General features: G+C 47.8%; 22 protein-coding genes. 5 read left to right on the top strand and 17 right to left on the bottom strand.

All coding sequences use genetic code 11. The features are described 5' to 3' along the window. Positions 1-184: 184 nt before the first annotated feature. From KGF70_RS10300 to KGF70_RS10290, 3 genes are all read right to left on the bottom strand, one after another. Entirely contained in the window at positions 185-793 is a 609-nt protein-coding gene (locus KGF70_RS10300) for a biotin/lipoyl-containing protein (protein WP_105961089.1), read from the bottom strand. Between the two features lie 133 nt (positions 794-926). Next, positions 927-1,247 carry a hypothetical protein gene (locus tag KGF70_RS10295; RefSeq protein WP_253954748.1) on the bottom strand — a complete coding sequence of 107 codons (321 nt, stop codon included), beginning with the start codon at positions 1,245-1,247 and terminating at the stop codon, positions 927-929. Between the two features lie 153 nt (positions 1,248-1,400). After that, positions 1,401-1,871, bottom strand: a complete 471-nt coding sequence (locus KGF70_RS10290; protein ID WP_050337797.1) for an Rrf2 family transcriptional regulator — start codon at positions 1,869-1,871, stop codon at positions 1,401-1,403. Between the two features lie 110 nt (positions 1,872-1,981). Here KGF70_RS10290 and KGF70_RS10285 point away from each other — a divergent pair, with 110 nt between their 5' ends. Together KGF70_RS10285 and KGF70_RS10280 are read left to right on the top strand one after the other, a co-directional pair. After that, positions 1,982-3,178: a DUF2075 domain-containing protein gene (locus KGF70_RS10285; protein WP_216768038.1), complete on the top strand. Its 1,197-nt coding sequence runs from the start codon at positions 1,982-1,984 to the stop codon at positions 3,176-3,178. Between the two features lie 30 nt (positions 3,179-3,208). Then, positions 3,209-3,718: a YbhB/YbcL family Raf kinase inhibitor-like protein gene (locus KGF70_RS10280; protein ID WP_003637580.1), complete on the top strand. Its 510-nt coding sequence runs from the start codon at positions 3,209-3,211 to the stop codon at positions 3,716-3,718. Positions 3,719-3,922: 204 nt separating this feature from the next. On the opposite strand, the gene KGF70_RS10275 is transcribed toward KGF70_RS10280, so the two are convergent. The 3 genes from KGF70_RS10275 to rpiA form a co-directional block, all read right to left on the bottom strand. Continuing rightward, entirely contained in the window at positions 3,923-4,291 is a 369-nt protein-coding gene (locus tag KGF70_RS10275; RefSeq protein ID WP_050337799.1) for a DUF1304 domain-containing protein, read from the bottom strand. A 292-nt stretch (positions 4,292-4,583) separates the two neighbouring features. Next, on the bottom strand, positions 4,584-6,089 hold the full coding sequence (locus KGF70_RS10270; RefSeq protein WP_216768039.1) for a multicopper oxidase family protein: 1,506 nt from the start codon (positions 6,087-6,089) through the stop codon (positions 4,584-4,586). A gap of 345 nt (positions 6,090-6,434) precedes the next feature. Further along, entirely contained in the window at positions 6,435-7,103 is a 669-nt protein-coding gene (gene rpiA / locus KGF70_RS10265) for a ribose 5-phosphate isomerase A (protein WP_216768040.1), read from the bottom strand. Positions 7,104-7,296: 193 nt separating this feature from the next. Here rpiA and KGF70_RS10260 point away from each other — a divergent pair, with 193 nt between their 5' ends. Then, the gene (locus KGF70_RS10260; protein ID WP_050337800.1) at positions 7,297-7,860 is read left to right on the top strand and encodes a M57 family metalloprotease; all 564 of its coding nucleotides are present in this window, start codon (positions 7,297-7,299) and stop codon (positions 7,858-7,860) included. 559 nt (positions 7,861-8,419) lie between these two features. Here KGF70_RS10260 and KGF70_RS10255 read toward each other — a convergent pair. After that, a complete protein-coding gene (locus tag KGF70_RS10255; protein WP_021338168.1) occupies positions 8,420-8,689 on the bottom strand; it encodes a hypothetical protein in 270 nt (89 codons plus the stop codon). Between the two features lie 102 nt (positions 8,690-8,791). Next, positions 8,792-9,751 (bottom strand): L-lactate dehydrogenase, encoded by a 960-nt coding sequence (locus KGF70_RS10250; protein ID WP_003637574.1) that lies wholly within the window; start codon positions 9,749-9,751, stop codon positions 8,792-8,794. A gap of 655 nt (positions 9,752-10,406) precedes the next feature. Between KGF70_RS10250 and KGF70_RS10245 the strand changes: the two genes are divergently transcribed. Continuing rightward, positions 10,407-11,723: an ammonium transporter gene (locus KGF70_RS10245; protein WP_003637573.1), complete on the top strand. Its 1,317-nt coding sequence runs from the start codon at positions 10,407-10,409 to the stop codon at positions 11,721-11,723. Between the two features lie 234 nt (positions 11,724-11,957). Here the strand turns inward: KGF70_RS10245 and KGF70_RS10240 are convergent, their stop codons facing one another. The 4 genes from KGF70_RS10240 to KGF70_RS10225 form a co-directional block, all read right to left on the bottom strand. After that, the gene (locus KGF70_RS10240; protein ID WP_216768041.1) at positions 11,958-12,230 is read right to left on the bottom strand and encodes a hypothetical protein; all 273 of its coding nucleotides are present in this window, start codon (positions 12,228-12,230) and stop codon (positions 11,958-11,960) included. A 331-nt stretch (positions 12,231-12,561) separates the two neighbouring features. Continuing rightward, positions 12,562-13,653, bottom strand: coding sequence for an ABC transporter ATP-binding protein (locus tag KGF70_RS10235; protein ID WP_021338170.1), 1,092 nt, complete (start codon positions 13,651-13,653; stop codon positions 12,562-12,564). A 12-nt stretch (positions 13,654-13,665) separates the two neighbouring features. Then, on the bottom strand, positions 13,666-14,481 hold the full coding sequence (locus tag KGF70_RS10230; protein WP_050337803.1) for an ABC transporter permease: 816 nt from the start codon (positions 14,479-14,481) through the stop codon (positions 13,666-13,668). A gap of 451 nt (positions 14,482-14,932) precedes the next feature. Beyond that, a complete protein-coding gene (locus KGF70_RS10225) occupies positions 14,933-15,226 on the bottom strand; it encodes a type II toxin-antitoxin system RelB/DinJ family antitoxin (RefSeq protein WP_216768042.1) in 294 nt (97 codons plus the stop codon). 919 nt (positions 15,227-16,145) lie between these two features. Here KGF70_RS10225 and KGF70_RS10220 point away from each other — a divergent pair. After that, positions 16,146-17,312 (top strand): hypothetical protein, encoded by a 1,167-nt coding sequence (locus KGF70_RS10220; RefSeq protein WP_050337805.1) that lies wholly within the window; start codon positions 16,146-16,148, stop codon positions 17,310-17,312. 275 nt (positions 17,313-17,587) lie between these two features. On the opposite strand, the gene KGF70_RS10215 is transcribed toward KGF70_RS10220, so the two are convergent. From KGF70_RS10215 to KGF70_RS10195, 5 genes are read right to left on the bottom strand one after another with little or no spacing between them, the layout of a single operon-like run. Further along, positions 17,588-18,760 carry a pyridoxal phosphate-dependent aminotransferase gene (locus KGF70_RS10215; protein WP_105922186.1) on the bottom strand — a complete coding sequence of 391 codons (1,173 nt, stop codon included), beginning with the start codon at positions 18,758-18,760 and terminating at the stop codon, positions 17,588-17,590. A gap of 2 nt (positions 18,761-18,762) precedes the next feature. Continuing rightward, the gene (locus KGF70_RS10210) at positions 18,763-19,746 is read right to left on the bottom strand and encodes a ketopantoate reductase family protein (protein ID WP_216768043.1); all 984 of its coding nucleotides are present in this window, start codon (positions 19,744-19,746) and stop codon (positions 18,763-18,765) included. A 20-nt stretch (positions 19,747-19,766) separates the two neighbouring features. Further along, on the bottom strand, positions 19,767-20,429 hold the full coding sequence (locus tag KGF70_RS10205) for a methionine ABC transporter permease (RefSeq protein ID WP_216768044.1): 663 nt from the start codon (positions 20,427-20,429) through the stop codon (positions 19,767-19,769). Beyond that, positions 20,422-21,450 carry a methionine ABC transporter ATP-binding protein gene (locus KGF70_RS10200; protein WP_216768045.1) on the bottom strand — a complete coding sequence of 343 codons (1,029 nt, stop codon included), beginning with the start codon at positions 21,448-21,450 and terminating at the stop codon, positions 20,422-20,424. Before KGF70_RS10200 ends, KGF70_RS10205 begins: the two co-directional genes overlap by 8 nt. A 12-nt stretch (positions 21,451-21,462) precedes the next feature. Next, a complete protein-coding gene (locus tag KGF70_RS10195; RefSeq protein WP_050337810.1) occupies positions 21,463-22,302 on the bottom strand; it encodes a MetQ/NlpA family ABC transporter substrate-binding protein in 840 nt (279 codons plus the stop codon). Positions 22,303-22,375 lie beyond the last annotated feature (73 nt).

Below are 22,375 nucleotides of genomic sequence, written 5' to 3'. Positions count from 1 at the left end.
TTATCGTGAATTGTGTTACTTCTCCGGCTGTCTCGCTAAAGCTTGATACGCTTCCTGTACTAGCTTCACTGGCTGCCCACTAAAGCCTGATACGCATCGTCATCCGATTGTACTAGCTTCACCGACTGCCCACCGAATCTTGACACGCATCGTTATCCGCGCGATTTAACGGCTAGTGCCGGGTCTAAATATCATCCGGTGTATCGGGAATCAACTGAATCAACGGTTGACCGAAATTGACTTCTTCGCCATTTTTAACGAGGAATGCCTTGACCGTCCCAGCTTGCTTAGCAACGACGGGCCGCATCATCTGCATGGCCTGAATCAAGCCGACTTGTTGGCCGACGCTAACGTGGTCACCCAACTTGACGTACGGGGCTTCTTCCGAGGAATGCGCTGGATAGTAGATTCCGACAACTGGCGCTGTGACGCACTCTTTTGGATCGACTTGGACCGGTGCTGGTTCTGGTGTTGGCGCTGGTTCCGGTTCCGGTGTTGATTCCGGTGCGATACTAGTTGGCGTCGCAGCGGCCGTACTCGTGACCGTAGCCGTTGGCGTTGGTTCCACAACTGAAGCCGCGCTCGCATTTGCGATCGGCGTTGGCGTGACCGGTGTTGGATCAATGACCGGCTGATTAGGCAATGGCGCTGGCTCAGAAGCCGCTGTCGTCGCCTTACTGTTGTGACCTTTCTTGCCCATTTGGATTTCAAAATCCTGGTCACGATATTCAAAACTCGTGAGACTACTTTGTTCAAACTTGTCCATTAACTGATAGATTTTATCTAATTCCATACAATACCCTCCAGTAAACGTCGGTCGGCAAATATCAGGCGCGACCTGAACTAACGCTTTGATTATACCGCATAGTTTAGCGCAGGAGTGTGGTGGAAGTATGAACGCTTCTTTAAGAATTCGTCAATATTTGCTAAGCGGAGGCTAATTGTTGATGCGCAGGAATCACTTTAAAATGAAACAACGGCGCTGGCGACTGACCAGCCTGAGCGTACGCCAACACGGCATCCACGTGGTCTAACTGCAATAGTCGGTCATCTAATTGCCATAAGCCCCGTTGGTAGTAGTCACGGCAGTACTGTACCAAGTTCGTCAAAAAATTCCCGACTGCTTCATTGACCGTCTCGCCGCGCCCGTCAACACCCCAAAAATCAGCTGATTCCAACCAATAGCGGGGTTCCGATAATTCTTGATACCGTCCAACTTCATGAATCAATACTAACCGTGCTGCCATTGTCCTGGCCCCTTTCTATCACCATGCCACTTACATCATGGCATTCACGATAGCACCGGGACGTCCCGCTGACAATCCCTAACGGCCAACCCGTTTCAAATTAAGGTTCTTAATCACAGAAGCCTTATTTTCCAATCAAGTACGCAGTTTTACTTAAGATTCTGAATCACGTTCACGTTTCAAAAATAGCCCATGTTGCTTCAAATCTTGTTGCAGATCAGCCATGGTGAATTGATGATAATAGGCTCGGTATTGTCGATCCGCGACCGTGAACAAGTCCGTCAACGTTTCACTAATATTCGCAGCAATTGGTGATTGGGATGCCTGTTCATCCGTCTTGGACGGTCCCGTGATGAAGCGGGCGTAACTGATGGTTGGTGGAATCGTCAAATCATAGAGATCCCCCAAGTTCATTTCAACTAGCGGCAAATCTAGCTGATAACCCCCATTTTTGCCCACTGTTCCGGTTAAATAACCGTGTTTATGTAGGACTGACAAGATATTACGAATCATCACCGGATTCAGGTGTAATGATTGGGCCAGTTCGCGACTGGCAACTTTGCTATCACGGTGGGCATCCAGGTACAAAATGCTATGCACGGCAACCGAAAAATCAAGCTTCATATTTACTTTCCTCCACTATTTGTCGTACCTCCATTTTACCACCAACTGTAATGAGACTCATTTCAATTCACACGATAATCCAGGTATAATAAGGGCCGGGAGTGAATTATATGTCATCTACAATTAGTGCCGCGACATTCAAGCTGAACGAACAAGCTGCGTTATCGCCGGCACAACAATCTTTGGAGCAACAACTGCTCACCTTCATCCGGTCGCATCGCCATCAGGACCAATCCAGTCTCTTCGTGATTCATGGTGATGCGGGGACCGGTAAAAGTGCCGTCCTTGCTGCGGCGTTCGGCCGACTTCAAGCCCTTAGCCGCAGTACGATTGCTAACGACCTCCAAGCCACGGAGAATTATTTGGTCGTCAATCATAACGAAATGCTCAAGATTTACAAACGCTTGGCAGGCGACGATCCCGACCTGCGCAAAAAGGACTTCCAAAAACCAACGCCACTCATTAATCGACTCACCAAGACGCACCAGCGCGCTGATGTCATTTTTATAGATGAAGCACACCTGTTGTTGACGCAACCAGACCGCTACAACCGCTTCGACGGTCATAATCAACTCACGGAACTGATTCAGCATGCGCACGTGGTCGTGCTCGTCTTCGATACCCGCCAAGTCTTGAAGCTCAAGAGTTATTGGCATGAAAACGATCTTGAGCCATTTTTGGCCCATTATCCACATGCGAGTTATAACCTCGACGAGCAATTTCGTGTCACCGGTGGTCCAGCAGTCGTCAACTGGATCGATCACTTTACCCATGGCCAATTGCTTGAAAAGCCAGCCACACCTGATTTTGACCTGCGCTTCTTCGATGACGGTCAACCGATGTACGACCTCATCCGTCAACAGGACCACCGCTTCGGGCTGGCACGGATGGTCGCCACCGCTGATTTTCCATACGTCGTCAATCACGGCACCTGGTACGTCACGGCCGGCCAACTCAAACTCCCCTGGGATAAAGTCAACTTGACCGACGACCCGTGGGCTTTACGGCCCGAAACGTTGAATGAAGTGGGGTCGATTTACACCATTCAAGGCTTTGACTTGAACTACGCTGGTGTGATTCTCGGGCCATCGGTTGGCTACGATACCGTCCACGACCGGGTCATCGTCCGTCCCGAACGCTATGAAGACCAGGAAGCCTTCAAGCAACGCGCCGACCTGGGTGACCTCGAGCCACTCAAACAACAAATCATCTTCAACTCAATCAACGTTTTGATGAAACGCGGGCGCTACGGGCTTTACATTTATGCGGTGGACCCTGCGTTACGGGAGCGACTATTAGCGTTATAATTGAGCTAACAACACGAGGAGGAATCTGCCATGCAACTATCAATTCCGACCACTGACGGTGCTTTAGCTGCGACCTATTCAAAACAAGCGGCACCCGCGCAAATTTATAAGGGCCACCCCATCATCTCATTTCCAGTCGATATCAGTGACGTGCCTGCTGGGACGCACTCACTAGCCTTCACCTTCGTCGACCACGATGCGATTCCCGTGGGTGGTTTCACGTGGATTCACTGGATTGCGGCCAACCTACCCGCAACGACGACCCATATTCCGGAAAACGCCAGCCAAACTGGTGCGATTCCAATGGTCCAGGGTAATAACTCAACTGCCGGTGGCTATGTTCACGAAACTGACCCGAAAGTCAGCCAACACTATGTCGGCCCTTACCCGCCAGACAAGGATCATCGCTATTCATTCAAGCTATTTGCATTGGATACTGAATTAGATTTACAACCCGGTTACTGGCTGAACGAATTCCATGACGCCATTGCCGGTCACGTGCTCGCAACTGCGAAGACTACTGTGATTGGTCGAGTTTAATACACCGTGCCCACTGAGGACATCAAAAAAGTCGTTTCAAGCAACTTTTGCATGCTTGAAACGACTTTTTATTTTGCACTCGCATTTTGCACTCACTAAAGTGTCACGAATCGCGCTGTCACACTAATCCATTCTAGTCTGGGCCTAATTATCAGGCCATCGCGACTCACAATGATTAAGGCGACTGACACGCCTCCATCTCACTTAAGCAAAGTACATTAAGATAAAGGCGATCAGTGCTGGCAAGCCTTGAATAACGACGATAGCCCGGCTGACCGTGATACTGCCGTAAACCGCTGCCACCATCACGCAGGCTAGGAAGAACAACGTCGCTCCCGCACTCGCTACTGCCGGAATGACAAATAAGCTATATAGAATTCCGACGGCCAAAAAGCCATTATAGAGTCCCTGATTTTTGAATAATAATTGCACGGCTGGTGATTGTAGCGTTTGTCGTGGAATGCCGAATGACTTCGACGCCAGTTCGCTATCCGCATTGAACATTTCCAGCCACAGAATGAAAAGATGTTCAACGGCGACGACTAGCGCCATGATTGTTGCTGCAATATGCATGTTTGACGCCCCCTTTTTTAACATTAATTAACACAACCCATTAGGTCACGGATCACCGGCCAGCTGGTTGTCGCCGAATTCGCAACGCAACGGACCGATATGGTTATTTTCATGATACCATACGGGCTTTCCAGCTGAAAACAGACACGCCCAGTGATTTGTGGGACGCGCCTCTAACTGAAATGCGAGGCACTTTGGTTGACGCCATTCCGAACGCAGGCAACGCATCTCGCTACCAAAAAACCGGTCGCAATATTTTGCAGCCGGTTTTAAAATTGATTGAATTAAGTGGTTACATTCCTGGCATCCAGACGTCTTCGGGTTTGACCCCTTGCTCTTCAGCGAAGGCATTCCGTAACGTGTCCATATCCATTAAATGATAGGTTTGTGGATGTTCTGGGTCGTAAGATTCGATTTGGGCCATCATCCCACCATCTTCATGTTCGATGATGTGGCAGTGATACATGTAGACCCCGGTCAATTCAAACTTGACCTTGATGCGAACCGTCTCACCAGGGTTGACGCCTACCGTATCTTTCAAACCATGTTCGTTTGGATAGACCGGACCGCCGTTTCTGGATAACACGGTGAACTGTGTCCCGTGGACGTGGAATGGGTGAACCATACCGTTTTCCGTACTATTCGTATTCCGGATTTCCCAAATGGCAACGTCGCCAACTTTTTGACGGGCGTCGATCCGTTCCATGTCGAACTTCTTGCCGTTGAGCGCAACTTCATCGTCCATCCCGTCCATCGTGATCTTCCGAACAGGCAAGTCAGCGGTTGGGGCTTCGTCTGGAATATCGACTAAGTGGTCTGGCAACGTGGTATCGTCTGGTTCGAAGGCTTTGATTCTGAAGCGGCATAGTGGCGTGTCGTCAGTCATCAAGGTCACTTCATCGCCTGGTTGATAGTTGCCAAAGTCGACCACGATTTCATCACGTTCGGCACAAGTCATCATCACTTTGGTCATATAGACGGGTGCTGGTAAAATCCCGCCATCAGAACCAACTTGTGCAAATTCCAAGTCATCGTTAAAGTGCAACCGCCATTCACGCCGGTTGGAACCGTCTAAGATCCGTAACCGGACGCGTTGGGTGGTGACATCAAAGTATGGGTTGACCGTCCCGTTAACTAAGGCAGTATGACCTTGAACACCATCAGGATCGTAGTCAGCACGGTAATCAAATTGATTATCTTCATGGAATTCACGATCTTGTAGGACCATTGGAATATCATCGACCCCGTAGTTGCGTGGTAATGGCAATTGGTCTTCGACGTCATCCTTGATAATGACCATCGTTGCTAGCCCCTTCCAGACTTGGGTCGCGGTCGATGGACATGGATGAGCATGTAGCCAAGTGGTTGCGGCGGGTTGGTGCACCTTAAAATCAATGTGGTTCGTCTGGCCTGGATAAACGGGTGCATGACAGCCACCATCCGTAATTGGCCCGGGAACGTTCAGTCCGTGCCAGTGGAACGTGGTTAATTCTGGGAGTTTGTTCTGTAAGTCAATATGGGTCTGCTTACCTTTCCGAAAAACAATCGTTTGACCTAAAAAGCCTGCATTGTAGCCCCAAGTCTTGGTCTTCTTCCCCGGCAAAAACTGGGTTTCGCTCTCCTGGGCCGTGACCGTATAATAGTCATCCGTATCGGTCTGACGGTCCGGTTGCAGTAACGGCGGAATCGCTAATGGCTGTGGGTCGACTTTCGGAGTCACTAACGGAATATAGCCACCGTCATGTGTGTTGTAAGCAGGTTCATCAAAAAAATAATCAGTATAGACTTTTTTTGCCATCTTGACATCCCCTTATATCGTTAAAGTTACTAAATTAAAAATGGTGGCGCTTTTACACGTCACCTTCAGTTTAGAATTATTTTAAAAGAGTGTCAAACTCGATTGCGTACTAGTCAAAGATAATCCGGCGCGCATTTTGTTAGTTAGTTGTCAAAAATGATGATTAACGCGTGCTAGTTTTTCAGTTCAAAGACTGCCAGCTGAGACCCGCTGGGAATAAAGTGAATTAGCGTGAACTTGCAGTACGGTTGCGCCCTGTTCCAGCGTTGTCGGCCAGCCTCGTAGATCGGACCAGGACGCGTCCCCCGCTGACGAACAGCAATTTAAATAACAAACTGTTCGTCCTTAAAATAATGCCCGCACAGTGTTAGTGGCTGCATCGCCTAGCCAGGCATTCGTCACTAACCGGTCAAAATAACTGGTCTCAACTACGCCAGCCAGCGTCGCTAACGCGGTATTAAGTGTTGGTAAGTTAGCATAGGTCGGGAAATGGCAATCGATTAAGAGGTTACCACTGTCGGTCAGCGTAAAGCCGTCGCGGTTCTCAGCGGTCCGAATAGTGGCTTGGCCACCAAGGTCGCTGACATTGCGCATCGCTAATGATAGCGCGCCCGGCAAGACTTCCAGCACGAGTGGCGTTTTGATATCAAATTGATCGACTAAGCGGTCCTGCATCGTCAGTAGCCAGTATTCATCCGCCAGACTGGCAATAATTTTTTCGTTCGCATGAATGCCACCACCACTTTTGAGGGCGTTACCGTGATGGTCCAACTGATCACAGCCGTCAAAAGCAATATCAACGCGGTCGCAATAAGCCGTATCGACGACCGTATATCCTAATACCGTTGCCAATTGACGTGTCGTGGGCGACGGGGTCACGACCGTAATGTCATTGACCAGGTTGGCCGCTTCCTTGACAAGTTCCCCCACGGTCGTGCCCCCACCGAAGCCTACTACCATCTGCGGTTTGATTAGCGTGAGCGCCTGCTGAACGATTGCTTGTTTGATCGTCATCTGAAATCCTTCCATTCATCATAAGATGTTTTAATCATAGCACGCGATAACCTATTTAACTAACTGCTGGCGACTAAAAAATGAGTAAATTCCGCATTAATCCGAACGATTGAGTAGGTCTTCTCCGGGTTATCGGTTTAAAATACAATCATTGATGGCGACCTTCGTTTTTGGGGGAAAGAGGGTTACAACAATGAAACGTAAATATCGTGCAAAGTTAGGTTTAACAACGTTAACGATTATCGTCGGAATTGGGCTGACTCCGATTGCCAACGCCAAGTCAATTGCGACGCCAATCTCACGTAGTCGGTGGCCACACGCGCAGGTCACCTATGTCATTCAGGCGTCTGCTTCCGAGCGGCGCGTTTATCAAGCAGCGATTCGCGCTTGGAATGCCACCGGTCAATTCAAATTCGTTCAGGGGACCACTGCTCACCATCAAGTGACACTGGGAACGAGTAACGCCACGACCGGACAATACTATCGCCTGGCCGGTATCACGTTTTCGACTGGCTATCCTAATGGCTACTATACGAAAGCCCAAGTCTATCTATTAACTCGCAACTTCACACGCTACCATTATTCCTATTCAGATCAGGTGCACGTGGCGGAACACGAACTCGGCCATACGATTGGCCTCGAACACAGCCGTGATCGCCACAGTGTCATGCTTGCCGATAATCGTTATAACGGCATCAGCAGTGCGGACAGTACCGCTGTCCGGTTGCGCTACCGGTTACCGGTTGGCAGGCTGTAAGGCAAAGTTGTCAATCTAACAACTAGGTTTGCCATTGATGCCTTGGGTATGGTGACCCCACTTTGGTTATTCTTAATCAACACAATACCCGAGAAGGCCCCGATGATGAGTTGGGACCTTTTTTAGTGCCGGCTGGGATGCTTAGACTCAGCTAACTCTAATTGATTGCGATGCGCCATACAAATTCAAGACGAACTGCCGTTTAGCCATGAATTGCTACAACCAAGTTTACGTGACTTAGCTACGGATTGCTGCAAACAGGTGTACGTGACTTAGCTACGGATTGTTGCAAACAAGTGCACGTTGGCTTTGCTATGGATTGATGTAAACAGGTGCACGTGACTTAGCTACGGATTGTGCAAACAGGTGCACGTGACTTAGCTACGGATTACTGCAAACAAGTGCACGTTGGTTTAGTACTGTCGTAACGGGCAGCATGGTAGTCGACGACACACTTACCAGCGTACTACTGACATCATGACGCGGCTCCATTAACGGATCAGTGCGCAAAAGAACACCTTGAAACAAGTCCAATGCTCGTTTCAAGGTGTTCTGCTTATTAGCTGCGTAGTAAATAGCCGTAACTTCCTAAAATAATAATGACATATCCAGTCGCCATGGCTAATGCTAGTAGCATGCCACTCCCAGGTTGCCAGCCGCGGTGATGACAAAAAGTCAAACAGCCACTGGTCAACAACATGAGTGCCAGTGCCGCCGCAACGACCCCGAGTAACTGTCCCCATTGACCTAGCAAGGCACAGCCCACTCCCAAGATCGTCGCGACGATAATCACTAACCATCGCTGACGGTTTGTTAATTGTCGGCGCATATTCATCCCACCATATAGTTAATGCAGTCAACGTTCTGCTTAGTAAAATTTTAACATTTTGGGAGATATTTGCCAAACAAGACAATTAACAACCGACACTTTTTAGGCTTGTTGACGTTTTTGGACAGATTGTTCGCTTAAAACGTCATCAAACGCGTGGAATTTCTCAATGATCGTATCCGCTGAATTCCGGAACTTCGCTTGTTCGTCTTCTGTCAGGGCCAAAGTCGTTACACTTTCAACGCCATCCTTGCCAATAATCGCTGGCTGACCGACGTAGGTGCCGAACGTCTCACTATATGCAGAGACTGGACAAGCTAACCGCGCATTGGCGAAGACGGCTTCGCTTAACTTGACCGCACAAGTTGCGATGGCAAAGCTCGTATAGCCTTTGCCGGAGTGAACGGCCCAGCCACCATGCCGTGCGGCGGCTTCCAGCGCATCCAAGTCTAAGTGATACTTGTCGACTAACGACGTGATTGGAATGCCGTTCACTTGAACCGTTGACCAAGCGCTGAATTGAGATTCGCCATGTTCGCCATAGACGTAACCGCTAATATTCTTCGGATCACAATCAAACGCTTCTGCGACGACTTTTTGCATCCGTGCCGTATCGAGGAAAGTCCCCGTCCCGAAGACTTGTTGCCGGGATAATCCGGTCGCACGTTGGAAATAATGCGTGATGGCATCACACGGATTCATCGTATCAATCACCACACCATCGAATTTCGTGGCCTTAACCTTAGGCGCAATGTCTTGCACGATCTGCTTGGTATATTCAAACTCCGCCCAGCGGTTGCCAGACGCATGGTCAAGGGCATGAATATTGCCACTAGTCACGAATAAAATATCGGTATCGTCTAATTCATGGTAATCATTGATTTTAATGATTGTCCGACTATCTAATCGGGCTTGGGCATCTTGTAAATCTAATTGTTCCGCGCGGGCCTTACCGACATTCGTATCAATTAAGATTAATTCATCCGCAATTCCTTTACAAACCAATGTATAAGCAATCGTTGCACCAACGTGACCGACCCCAATAATCGCATATTTCCGCATAAGCTGAACCTCCATGTTTTAATTATTAAGAATATTATGTAACGTCTCATCATTCTTTAATTTATGTGGTGATAACTTTACTGCTGGATCCCAATAACGTCAATCCATGAAAACGGTTCAGCTTTAAAATCATCATTATCTTAATGAATTTTCCAGCTTTTATGCAGTAACCCACAAGATTAACTTAATATAATTAACTTCCGTGGTCGATTCGGCCGATTGGTCGGTTTCCAAACTTAACTGTGGTTCGGCTTGTCCGGGTGGGGCTCCCGGGCTAGAAGAAGACTCGTATTTGAACTTACGCAGTGAACTTCTGCGTGAGTTCAAATCAAGGTCTGCCCTGTTCCAGCGTTGTCAGCCAGCCTCGGAGGTCGGAATCGGACGCGCTTCCACTGACGAACAGCAATCCAACTCGGGCTATTTCCCAGCGGGCCTAAGCTGGCTGTTTTTGAAAATTGGCGCTTTCATTCATACTCACAACCAATTAACCAGCACGATACATAAATGTAATATAATCTAACATCTCTAGTTATCATTGCCCTCTTCCGCCCTTTTGTATGTTTGGAATTTAACCTAAATATAAAAAAGTAGTGCGTCCATTAATAATCAATGTTATAATTCCTAACATCAAATGGTATGGATAGGGGTTGGGAGTATGAACGCTGCAAATTCAACGTTTTTAGTTTTATCTAGTATATTGGTATTATTCATGACGCCCGGATTGGCCTTCTTCTATGGTGGGCTGGTCTCCAAACGTAACGTTGTTAACACGATGCTATCTGTCTTCATGATTTGTGGCCTAGCAATTCTATTATGGCTAGCTTTTGGCTACTCACTGTCGTTCTCTGGTGATATTGGTGGCGTGGTCGGTAACTTCAAGGCATTGTGGTTGCATGGTGTCGACCTAACCGCACTAACGGCCACTAAAATTCCAAACGGCTTATACCTGATTTTCCAAATGATGTTCGCCATTATTACACCGGCCCTATTCGTGGGAGCCGTCGTTGGGCGAATTCGTTTCAAATTCCTACTGACCTTCATCATCTTCTGGTCACTACTGATCTACTACCCAATGGTTCACATGGTGTGGGATAACGGGTTGCTTGCGAAACTCGGCGTAATCGACTTCGCCGGTGGAACGGTCGTCCATATCAATGCCGGAATTACCGCGTTAGTCCTCTCTGCCTTTTTAGGTGCTCGGCACAAATATGGCAAGGACGCGACGCAGCACTACAATATTTTATGGGTCTTACTCGGAACGGCGATTTTGTGGATCGGCTGGTACGGATTCAACGCCGGCTCCGCATTAGCAATGAACGACATCGCGATTCAGGCCTTCTTGACCACGACGGTTGCGACTGCGACTTCCATGATGACTTGGATGGTCGTCGATATGCTGACGAAGGGCAAACCAACCCTCGTTGGTGTCTGTACCGGGACCCTGTGTGGGTTAGTCGGCATTACGCCAGCTTGTGGGTACGTCACCGTCTCTGGGGCTTTCTGGATTGGCTTGGTTGCGACCCTCACAAGTTACGGCTTCATCACGTTTATCAAGCCGCGTTTAGGAATTGACGACGCCCTTGACGCCTTTGGTTGCCACGGCGTCTCTGGGATGGTCGGCAGTATCATGACTGGCCTCTTTGCCAGCAAAGCCGTCAACAGTTCCATCTCACTCAACGGTCTGTTCTACGGTGGCGGTTTCAAGTTATTCGGCCTACAACTACTCGCAACCGCGTTTACCATCATCTTTACCACCATCGCTTGCATCGTCATTATCGTGCTATTGAAACGGGTCATTAGAATGCGCGTTGACGAACAAGAAGAAGAACTGGGGTTAGACCAAGGCGAACACGGCGAAGTTGCCGATTACACGGTTCAAATGAGTCATGAATTAACTAATATCCAACACCACAGCGATGAATTCCGCGGACAACTCGCGCAATTGCTGAATAAGCAGGAACGGTTCCGTTAGCGGCGCCTTCAAACTTGCTGAAAACGAGCCCTCGTCAGCTTTTGTTTCAAGCTCACTGAAAACGGCCACTCGTTAGATTCGGTTGCAAGCTCACCGAAAACGGCCGCTCATTAGATTAGGTTGCAAATTCGTTGCACACGGGCGCTACTCGGTTCTATGCCACACTAAATACCAATTAAAAAGTCATGTTTCAGAAGGCGGTGATTTGCTTTTCCGAAACATGACTTTTTGGGCTTACTGGCGTTTTGACTTGTTGTCTTTAATGAAGAAGTACCCAAATACCAACATGACGCCGATAATCGGAACATCTAGCGCGTTGATGGGATGCTCAAATTGTGGCCCGGCCGCGAGCACTAATATGACGACAAAGCACATCCCAATTAGCCACCAACCGTATTTCTGGAAGAAACGGATAAAAGCACTGTCTGGAAACTTATATTTGATATATTGCAGCACTAATATTAGAAGCACATAGGCCGCAACACTGTATGGTAACAGGAGATCCATCGCATGACACCCCTTTCTAATGCCGAGCAACAAATAGTCTAATACTTATCGTTAATATAACCTGATTACAGTAACACTGCCACTAAACAAGCCTCAATCAGTTCGAAAACAGCTGAAAAATTGAGGTTTGTTGTTCAGCTGTTTTCCTATCAAACTGTTAACACAATCCAGACATTGCACTACCCTGAAGCCAACGATTGAAGTCGCCACAACCGCATGCAGCAATCGCATCGACGCACCCCGCGCCATTAGCGTAAAAAATATGGGTGATTGCTTTTGCAATCACCCATATTTTGATTAAGCAGCTAATCCAGTCGCTTATAGGCCAGCATCAGTTATTATTGAATAAGACCGACTGACTCTTAATATAGTGGTCAACTGGATGTAACAGTACCGTCGGATTCTCAATTGCGGACGTAAACGAATGCCCCGAAATGTTGACGAGTCCAGTAAAGATGAACAATAGGATTGCCACCCACATCACGATTTTGGTCGTGACCGTCATCTTTTCTGGCAAGATTTGTTTGTACAGCGTCCGGTGAACATCCCGACTAATCGCTTGCTTGCTCTTATCGCTATCTTTAGCGCGTTCTTCGACTAATTGACGCTCATAAGCTTCAATATCAAAGTCTGCTTGCTCTTTCTTCTTAGCAACTTGGTACTTCTTACGATAAGCAGCCGTTTGCGCTTTAAAGTCTTTAGAGAATTTCCGGTAATGGCCAACCGTTTCCTTGGTATCACCGACTTCGAGTAGGTCACCAAAGTGCATCCAAGCCACCCGGTCACATAGTAATTCAACTTGGCGCAAGTTATGGCTGACGAAGATAATCGTCTTGCCTTGCTTCTTGAATTCCATGATTTTATCCACACACTTTTGATAGAAAGTATCATCACCAACGGATAACGCTTCATCAATAATCATGATATCTGGATTGATGTGAACCGCGATGGCAAAGCCTAACCGCGACCGCATCCCAGTTGAGTAGTCTTTAACGGGTTGGCCAATAAAATCACCGATATCCGCAAAATCAACGATATCATCGCGGACTTCTTGGATTTCCTTAATACTCAAGCCCTGCATGAGCCCTTTTAACCGGATATTTTCATCACCCGTCAAGTTCCACTTAAGACCGGCACCAATCGAGATAATCGACGTGTCACCATGCACATCGACCGTCCCCGTCGTTTGAGGAATGATTCCCGAAATGATGTTGGAGATGGTCGATTTACCAGAACCATTGATCCCAATAATCCCGAGTGCTTCCCCGGGTTTGACATTCAGACTGACCCCTTTAAGTGACCAGAACCGCGGGACTTCAACGTTACCAATGTTAAAAAAGTGTTTTAACTTATCATTGTTACTACGATATAAATCATATTCTTTAGTGACATTATGCAATTCAACTTTATATTGGTTTTCCATCAGTTCCGCCTCCTAAATCAAATCCACAAAGTTCGAACGGAACTTGTTATAGAGATACGTTCCAAGCAGAATTGCGACGAGATTGAACAACCAGAAGACAATCGTCAACGTAATGTTCGGCTGTTGCCAGATCCAACCACGATTCAATAGCGATTCCCGCATCCCGTTGAGGACGTAATAAAATGGGTTCAATTCCAGCAACCGGACAAAGACGGCTGGGAAGTTAGAGGTCGTAAAGTTGAACAATACCCCACTCATGTAGAACAGCATCCGCAATACGGATTGCAAGGTAATATGCCAGTCACGAATCAGAACACTGACCGTGGCATTGAGAATCCCTAGCGAATACATGAGAACGATCATGCACCCGAAGTAATAAATAAACTGGAACCAGGCAAGTGATGGCCAGATGCCATTTAGAAACATCAGGAAAATCCCGAAAGCAATCATCGTCCAGAAACTATAGAGATTTCCGTAAATCTTAATGGACGGTAACACGTTGACTGGGAACTTCATCTTGGAAACTAACCCAACTTGCCGATAAATACTAGAAGACGCGTCCAGCGTCGTTTTGTTCATATATAACCACGGTGCGATCCCGACAACCATCCAAGGTAGGTACGGGATTCCAGGCATCGGATCGCCACGTTTTAACGCGACCCCGAATACTAAGTAGTAAATTCCGATTTGGATCAGTGGATTCAGAAATTCCCATGCTAACCCAAGGTAATGGCTTTGGTATGTGGCTCGGTCATCATACTTGGCCATTCGCCGAATAATCTTGAAATTGGCGAACTGATCACCAATCGTCTTAAACATCGTAAACATAATGCGCTCCTTAATTGAATGCCACAACACGATCAAGCGCCTCTTGAAAGGTCATGGCAGATTTACGGTCAAGGTGAACCGCAGCTTACATTATAACGATAAACCCGACGAATAGCATAGAAAATAACATTTTTTATCAAATATTTACTTCTTCTCGCGCTGTATTTAGTGCTAAAAAGTAGTGTGCGGTCAATGAAGTAAGCCCTTACCGATTTGTTGGTAAAAAACGCTGCAATCAGCGCGATTTTGGACTGAATTTAGCGGAATTTCATTATTGTTGCGTAATTATTAATGAAAACAAAAAAAGGACTCAGCGTTTGAGTCCTGCAAACTGGAATATGGCATAGTCAATCGGCGGCATTTAACGCAATCAGTGCCTGTTGAAATCTGAGTTTTACATCAGACGGGGTTCAGCCACTATCACTTTATCCATGACAACACCCGATCAGGCTTACTGTTCATCGTTGAGATAGCGAATCGCACGCTTGGGATCATCGAAGGCGGGCGCGTTATCAGGAATGAGCCCTAATTCTTTGGCGCGTGCCAGGACTAGGGCCTTTTCCGTCTCTTCATTTGGCACCCATGACAGCTCGTCACTTTCAAACGGGATCGCTTGTTGCAAGACTAATTGCCTTAACGCCATGTTCAGATAGGTATTCATTGATAGCCCCATACTTGCAAGTTGCTTGCTAGCTGCTTGCTTCAAATCAGCGTCTACACGAATAGAAGTTGATACTCGAGTCATGCCAACCATCCCTCTCTCTGTTAATACCTTGATTATATAATAACCACGTTGCGGCCGTTATTATTTACCATTGGGGATAATTGTTCTTGAGTTCAAAAGCAGCCAGCTTAGAACCACTGGAAATAAGACGAGTTAGCATAAATCTGATGGATAGACGCGGCCTATGCCGGCTTCCAGGCAGGATGGTATTTGAAAGGCTGACATTTGCGGGCCCAACTTTCGGGAAACTGGTCGTTGACTCCTAGCAAAGAGTATTTTGGGATTAAAGTGTATGACTGGTTTCTGATAATTTTCAGCTATCTCACCCATGTTTTAGTGCTATGAATCATTAATTTCAATGAACATACCGGAGTTTTCCTTAGTTAATTGAGACTTCAAAATCTTGAATTGGACTCAAATGGCAATGCTGTTGTCTACCTGTGAATGACAATCCAGATTGAGTTAGCCAACAATTTTCTTAGTATTTAACTGACATATATCATTAACGATTCTGATTCAAAGTTTACACAAAGAACCAGTCTTCTACCATTTAATGGCCAATTGTACCTAATTAGGTGGTCGTTCATCTGCCATTCGAGCGGGTTCCCGACCGGCGGGGCTGGCTGACAATGCTCAAGGGCGAAATTCTTCTTGTCCGGGTGGTTTTCCCGGGCTAGAAGAAGACTCGTATTTGAAATTGCGCAGTGGGCTTCTGCGTGAGTTCAAATCGATGTCCGCTCTGTTCCAGCAATTGTCAGCCAGCCCCAGAGGTCGGAGTATGAAGCGCCCCGGCTGACGAACAACAATCCACCCCCACACCGTTCGTTCATCCGCGTAGTCATAACACACTTACCAAACGAGCTGAATAATGACTTATAATGGCGTCTTTGGCCCAAAAAGTGCTATGATGAGGGAACATTAACTAAGGGGGTTAGACACGATGAGTTCAATTATTGAAAATTTACAATTAGCCGCACAACAGGTTCACCTCATCAACCTATATCAAGCCAATAGCGAAGTGGTTTATACCGGCTACATCGACCGTCTGGCACCCGATGGCGTTGTCGTGAACACTTACGACGATGCAGGGCTCCAGGACGGCGCCGTCTTCATGCGTTACGACGTCATCGATGAAGTTGAAATGATGAGCGAAGACCTCGATAACATGGCCTTTCGACTCAAGAATGCAACGACTGAAGGATTAAATAGTGTGCCACAACCAGCGCTGGCAATCGATGATCAACAGCCAGCACTCGCTCAGTTAGTCGACCACGCCCATTCCGACCACCAAGTCGTCCTGCTCGTGTTAGCGGACAATGACAATTACCTTGAAGGTCAAGTTCAAGCAATCACCGATCAGACGATCACGTTCACAACTTTTGATAAATTTGATTTTAAAAATAAGACTCAGCAAGTCATTCCGCTAGATTCGATTCAAATTCTCGAATTCTGCGGCAATGAATTATTGCTGGAAAGTGCCTTTGTTAAAACTGCTCACGCTCACCAGGAAACCGTCAAAGTCAGCGAACCCGATGACGTTGATGCAACGCTTAATAACGCTTTGGCCCAACATCAGCTGATTGCAATCCGCTCGGCAGATGGTTCCGACATGTTCTTCGTCGGCTTCATTAACACGTTAAACGCCGATAGCGTCTTACTCAACTTGATTGACATGACCGGCCAATTTGGCGGCTACACGCTGTGCCGACGCTCGCTGATTGAATCGGTCACGACTCAATCGGACTACTTGCAGACGATGCGCGGTTTTATTGAATTGAACCGGCAGTATGAGTTAAACGTCCAGCCGGTCTTAAACGACGAACGCCTCTTTGACGGCACGACTGATTTATTTGAGTCGATTTTACGGCAAGCCGCGACTTTCAATAATCTCGTCCATATCACGACTGAAAATCCAATGTTGCCGGCGATGACCGGTTATCCGGGTGCGTTGACTAATGGCCACTTCATCTTCTATAACGTCGATGATGATAACCAGATCAATCACGTTGGCACGATGATCGAACTCGACCAGGTCGTCGAATTATCATTCGGTTACATGGACGCTTACCTGCTAGAAAAGCGCTTGAAGAGTACTGGAAATCTATAATCAGCAACAAACCTGAACTAGCAGCCATTTCATTCGCGGAATGCCTGCTAGTTTTTTTAGTTTGGCTCAACTAGACTGGCGTGTTGACCAATTTCCAAAAAAAAGCGGCGCGACTCGCAGGATTTCTGCTAGTCACGCCATTTTAACAACATTTTCAATGATTCTGCTTGTACTGATTCTGGCTTTTACTGGTTGATAGGGCTTGTTCGTAGCGATTCTGCGCTGTTTCACCGGCCGATAACAAACCTCGAGTGTCGAGACTCACCACCACGTCGCTAATCGAACAAATGCAACTTAGCAATTCGTTGGCAAGCTTCCGTGAATCGGGGTTCGTCAATCAGTAAGCCCACGCGCACATAGCCTTCACCACCGGCACCGAAGCCATTTCCTGGTGCCACGGCGACGGCTGCTTGGTCGAGCAACAGGTCAGCGAAGCTTTCACTCGTATAACCAGCCGGAACTGGCATCCACGCGTAAAACGAGCCGCCTGAGGGGTACGGTTCCCAGCCAATTTTGCGTGCGGCCGCAAAGAATTGGTTGCGCCGACGTTCATATAACCCGACCAGGTCACGAACGGTCTGTTGGTCACTATTTAAGGCCGCGATGGCGGCATCCTGAATCGCCGGGAAGACGCTGACGAATAAATGGTCTTGAATGAGGTTCAAGGCTTCAATCATATCTGGATTACCCGCCGCAAAGCCGACTCGCCAGCCGGCCATGTTAAAGGATTTCGACAAGGTGTACATTTCAATGCCAACATCCTTGGCGCCAGGCGTTTGTAAGAAACTGACGGGACGTTGCCCATCAAACCCAATCGCCCCGTAAGCAAAGTCGTGAACAATCCCAATCTGATGCTCATTAGCAAAGTCGACCGTATCGCGGAAAAAGTCCGGCGTGGCTACCGCACCAGTCGGGTTATTTGGATAATTCAAGTACAACAATTTCGCCGCATCAGCCACCTGTGGATCGACCTGAGAATAGTCTGGTAAGAAGTGATGTTGTTCAGTTAACCGCAATAATTCAAGTTTGACTTGGGCTAAGGTGATTCCTGACAAGTAATCGGGGTAGCCGGGGTCCGGTAAAATCATCGTATCGCCAGGGTTCAGGAGTGCAAAAGGTAATTCGACTAGTCCGATTTTACTGCCACCTAAAACGGCAATCTCAGTCTCTGGATCCAGTTGTACCCCGTATTCGCGCTGATAAAAATCTGCCGCGGCCTGTTTAAAACGCGGTAGCCCGCGAAATAGCGAATACTTATGGTCAGCTGGGTCGGCAGTCGCAGCCTGCATCGCCTTCACGACGAAGTCTGGCGTGGGCTGGTCCGGATTTCCCTGGCCTAAATTAATCACATCCGCACCCGACGCGGCTTTCGCATTGACCTTGCGAACCAAATTCGCAAAGAACTGTTTTGGTAACTGCTGTAAAATCTTGGATTCTTCAAATTTCAAACCTAGTGCTCCCCTTCTGTTAACGGCTTCAGACTAGCAACGTCAAAGGTCCCGGCAAATTCTGCCAAGTGGACCAAGTTGCGTAAGAAATCATGGGTCTTCGCTTCATAGTGATACTGCACGCCTAAATCATAAAGATAACCATTGATATAATCAACTTCCGTGGGCCGATGTTTTGAAATATCTTGATACATGGAAGGAAAATGTAGCGGATTGGTCTTGCGACTCACATAATCGATAGTCGCCCATTCTTCTTCGCGGGTATTCAACAGCGTAATGCCGGCGCGTTCACAGACATCAAAGGCTTCATCAATCAGCTGCCGTCCCAATTTCTGAGCGACCGGTGACTGAATAAATTCGCCCATTTGGATCTGAAACATCGTGCATAGCGTATTGATGACCGAGTTGAAAATCACCTTAGCGAGCAACGTTCCGAGGAAATTGGTCGTTAACGTCGGATTCAAATTGGCCGCCTGCAAGTCAGCCACGATTTGATGCGTCACTTCATCCGGTTGTTCCGTCTGATTGGCAATATTCATTGAACCGGCACCCGCTGCGCCAATAAAGTCCACATCGCCGGCCTGCTTCAAAACGGTCCCAATCAGCGCGGTTCCGCCGAGCACCTTTTCCGGTTTGAAATACTGATTGATTTTTTCGATATGGCCCATGCCATTCATGGCAGTGACCACGTACTGGTCAGCGTTGAAGAAATGCGCTGAACGCGTCAACATTTCCGCTAAGCCCATTTGCTTAGTGAAGATAATCAACACGTCCGGCGTCCCGTGGTAATCTTCTGGCGTGCTAATTCGAATCGGGACTAGGTGGCGGTTCTGTCCATCACGTGCCACGTAAACGCCGCCTTGTTTCTGAATCGTTTGGACTTGTTGGTCCCACGTATCGACAAAATCCACGTGTTGGCCAGCCTCCTGTAACAATACCCCGTACCGTAATCCCATAGCACCTGCGCCTAATACTGCATACTTCATTGAAAAAGCTTCCTTCCTAATTACGACCGTGTGTAGTGGTCTGCCAAACGGTCGCCACACCACTGAACGATCTGCACGATAACGATCAAAATAACGATGACACTAATCAAAACGCCGGTATTATAGCGATTGTAGCCATATTGAATCGCTAAATCACCGATACCGCCCACCCCAATCGTCCCGACCATGGCGGAATAGCCCAGCAAACTGATCAGGGTCAAAACGACGCCTCGAATCAAAGCTGGTAAGGCTTCTGGGAATAAGACCTCTTGAAACGTCAACCAGAAATTAGCCCCGGTCGACCGGGCAGCTTCCACGACCCCAGCATTAATATCCGCAAAGGCCCCTTCCGCCAGCCGGGCAAAAAACGGAATTGCCGCGACTGAAAGTGAGACGGCGCCTCCTAATAGCGTATATGGATCGCCCGCCACGAATTTGGCAAATGGAATCAAAACGACCATCAAAATCAAAAATGGTAATGACCGAATCGCATTGATGACAAAGCCCGCAACGCTATTGACTAGCGGATGGGGCGCAAATAACGGTTTGGCATAGTAGTAGAGTAATAAGCCAATAATCGTGCCGAAGACCACGCCGATAAAACCCGAGATGAAGACCATTTTAGCGGTATCCCATAAGGCAGTTCCTAAATTCTGTTGTAAAATCGTCCATGTCTCATTCATGTGCGTTGACCTCCTCGACGTAATCGACCCGTTGCCGAAACGCGGCAATCGCCCGTTTCACCGCTTCGGTTTGCCCCGTTAAGTACACGGCCAGCACCCCGATGGCGCGTTCCTGAATAAATTCGATGCGTCCTTGAATAATGTTGATATCCACATCCGTCGCCTTGGCGATTTCCGTGATAATCGGCGTCAGCGAGTCACTGCCACGGTAGCGTAACGCTAGTAACTGGCCTTCCTGTTGGCCGAGCTGCGCGGCGACTTTTGGCGGCAATTGGGTATCTAAGAAACGATTGACCAACCGCTGCCCCATATCCGACTGCGGTGCGGCAAATAAGTCATACGTCGCTGAATGTTCGACCAATCGGCCCGCTTCCATGACTGCCACGCGGTCAAATAAGCTCCGAGCGACTTCCAATTGGTGGGTGATAAAGACGATGGTAATGTGCAAACGTTGGTTGATGTCTTTTAGAATCTGAATGATTTCCTCGGCCGTTTCAACGTCTAAGGCACTGGTCGCTTCGTCACAGAGTAAAATATCAGGATCATTCGCCAATGCGCGGGCAATCCCGACCCGTTGCTTCTGACCACCAGAGAGTTGGCTCGGGTAGTTGTCCTGACGCTCCGCTAAGCCCACCAATGATAATAATTCGTGGATCCGAGCCGGCTGTTGCTTCTCTGGATAGCCGCCCGCGATTAATGCAAACGCGAGGTTTTGGGCAATGGTCCGATTACCAACCAAGTTGAAGTTCTGAAAGATAAAGCCAATTTTCTTGCGAATCGCTGCAATCTCTCGCCGGTTGGCCTTAGTCAGTTCCTGACCATCGACCACAACTTGTCCATGACTAGGGGCTTGCAAGTAGTTGATCGTCCGTACTAGGGTCGACTTCCCAGCACCGGATAAGCCGACGATGCCGAAAATTTCGCCTTTTTCAACCGTCAGTGACACGTCCTTGACCGCTTGGACCGTCCGCTTCTTCTGCTGAAAGGTCACATCAATATGTTTTAATTCAATCTGACTCATCCCATTGACCTCCTACTGCCACGATGCGGGCTTATCGAAATCCTTAAATTCAGATTTGGCGATGGCCTTCTTGAAAGCCGCGCTATTCAAGACTGACTTAACAGCTTTTGCAAACTTGGAATTGCGTTGACTCGTCTTAACGACGAAGACTTCCTTGTAATCTTCCTTCAATTTTTCAAGCGCCAACGCTTTGGATGGCTTCAACTTAGCATTCCAAGAATAGTTTCCGGGAATCAAGGCAATCGTCACGTTGCTCATTGATTGTGGTAATTGCGCCGCATCCAGCGTTTTAATCTTCAATTGATGCGGGTTCGAAGCGATATCAGCGGTGCTAGCTGTGGCCACGTTGATATTCTTCTTCAACGTGATCAACTTTTGAGCTGCCAGCAATTGTAAGGCCCGCGCCAAGTTAGACGGATCATTCGGTAGCGAGACGGTATCGCCGCGTTGCAAATCGCTGAGTGCGGAAATCTTTTTAGAATAGATCCCCATGCCTAGCGTGGGCGTTTCACCGATCGCTGATAGTTTCAAATGGTTCGCTTTGGCAAATGTCTTGAGATACAGCGTGTGTTGGAACAGGTTAGCGTCAATCTCACCAGAATTCAAAGCCTTGTTGGGCTGCACGTAATCGTTGAATTCCTTGGTCACGACCTTATAACCCTTCTTCTCTAGTAACGGGCCAATCACTTTGGTCGCCATATCCCCGTATGGCCCAGGCGCGACCCCAATCTTCACCGTTGTCAATTTGTTGGAACTCGCCTGAGAACCGCCACCGCGACTCAAGCCAATAATGGCGACCAATACGACTAGAATGCCGCCTAACGCTAACAACCACTTTGTATTTCTTCTCATTATCCATACCCCATCTCTTTTTTTATGCGACAACTAAAAAAGTCGCCCCGGTTATGCTTTTACATAACAAGGA

The sequence above is a fragment of the Lactiplantibacillus sp. 7.2.4 genome, assembly GCF_018991185.1.
Lineage (GTDB): Bacteria > Bacillota > Bacilli > Lactobacillales > Lactobacillaceae > Lactiplantibacillus > Lactiplantibacillus pentosus.
This window is presented reverse-complemented; position numbering and strand designations above follow the sequence as displayed.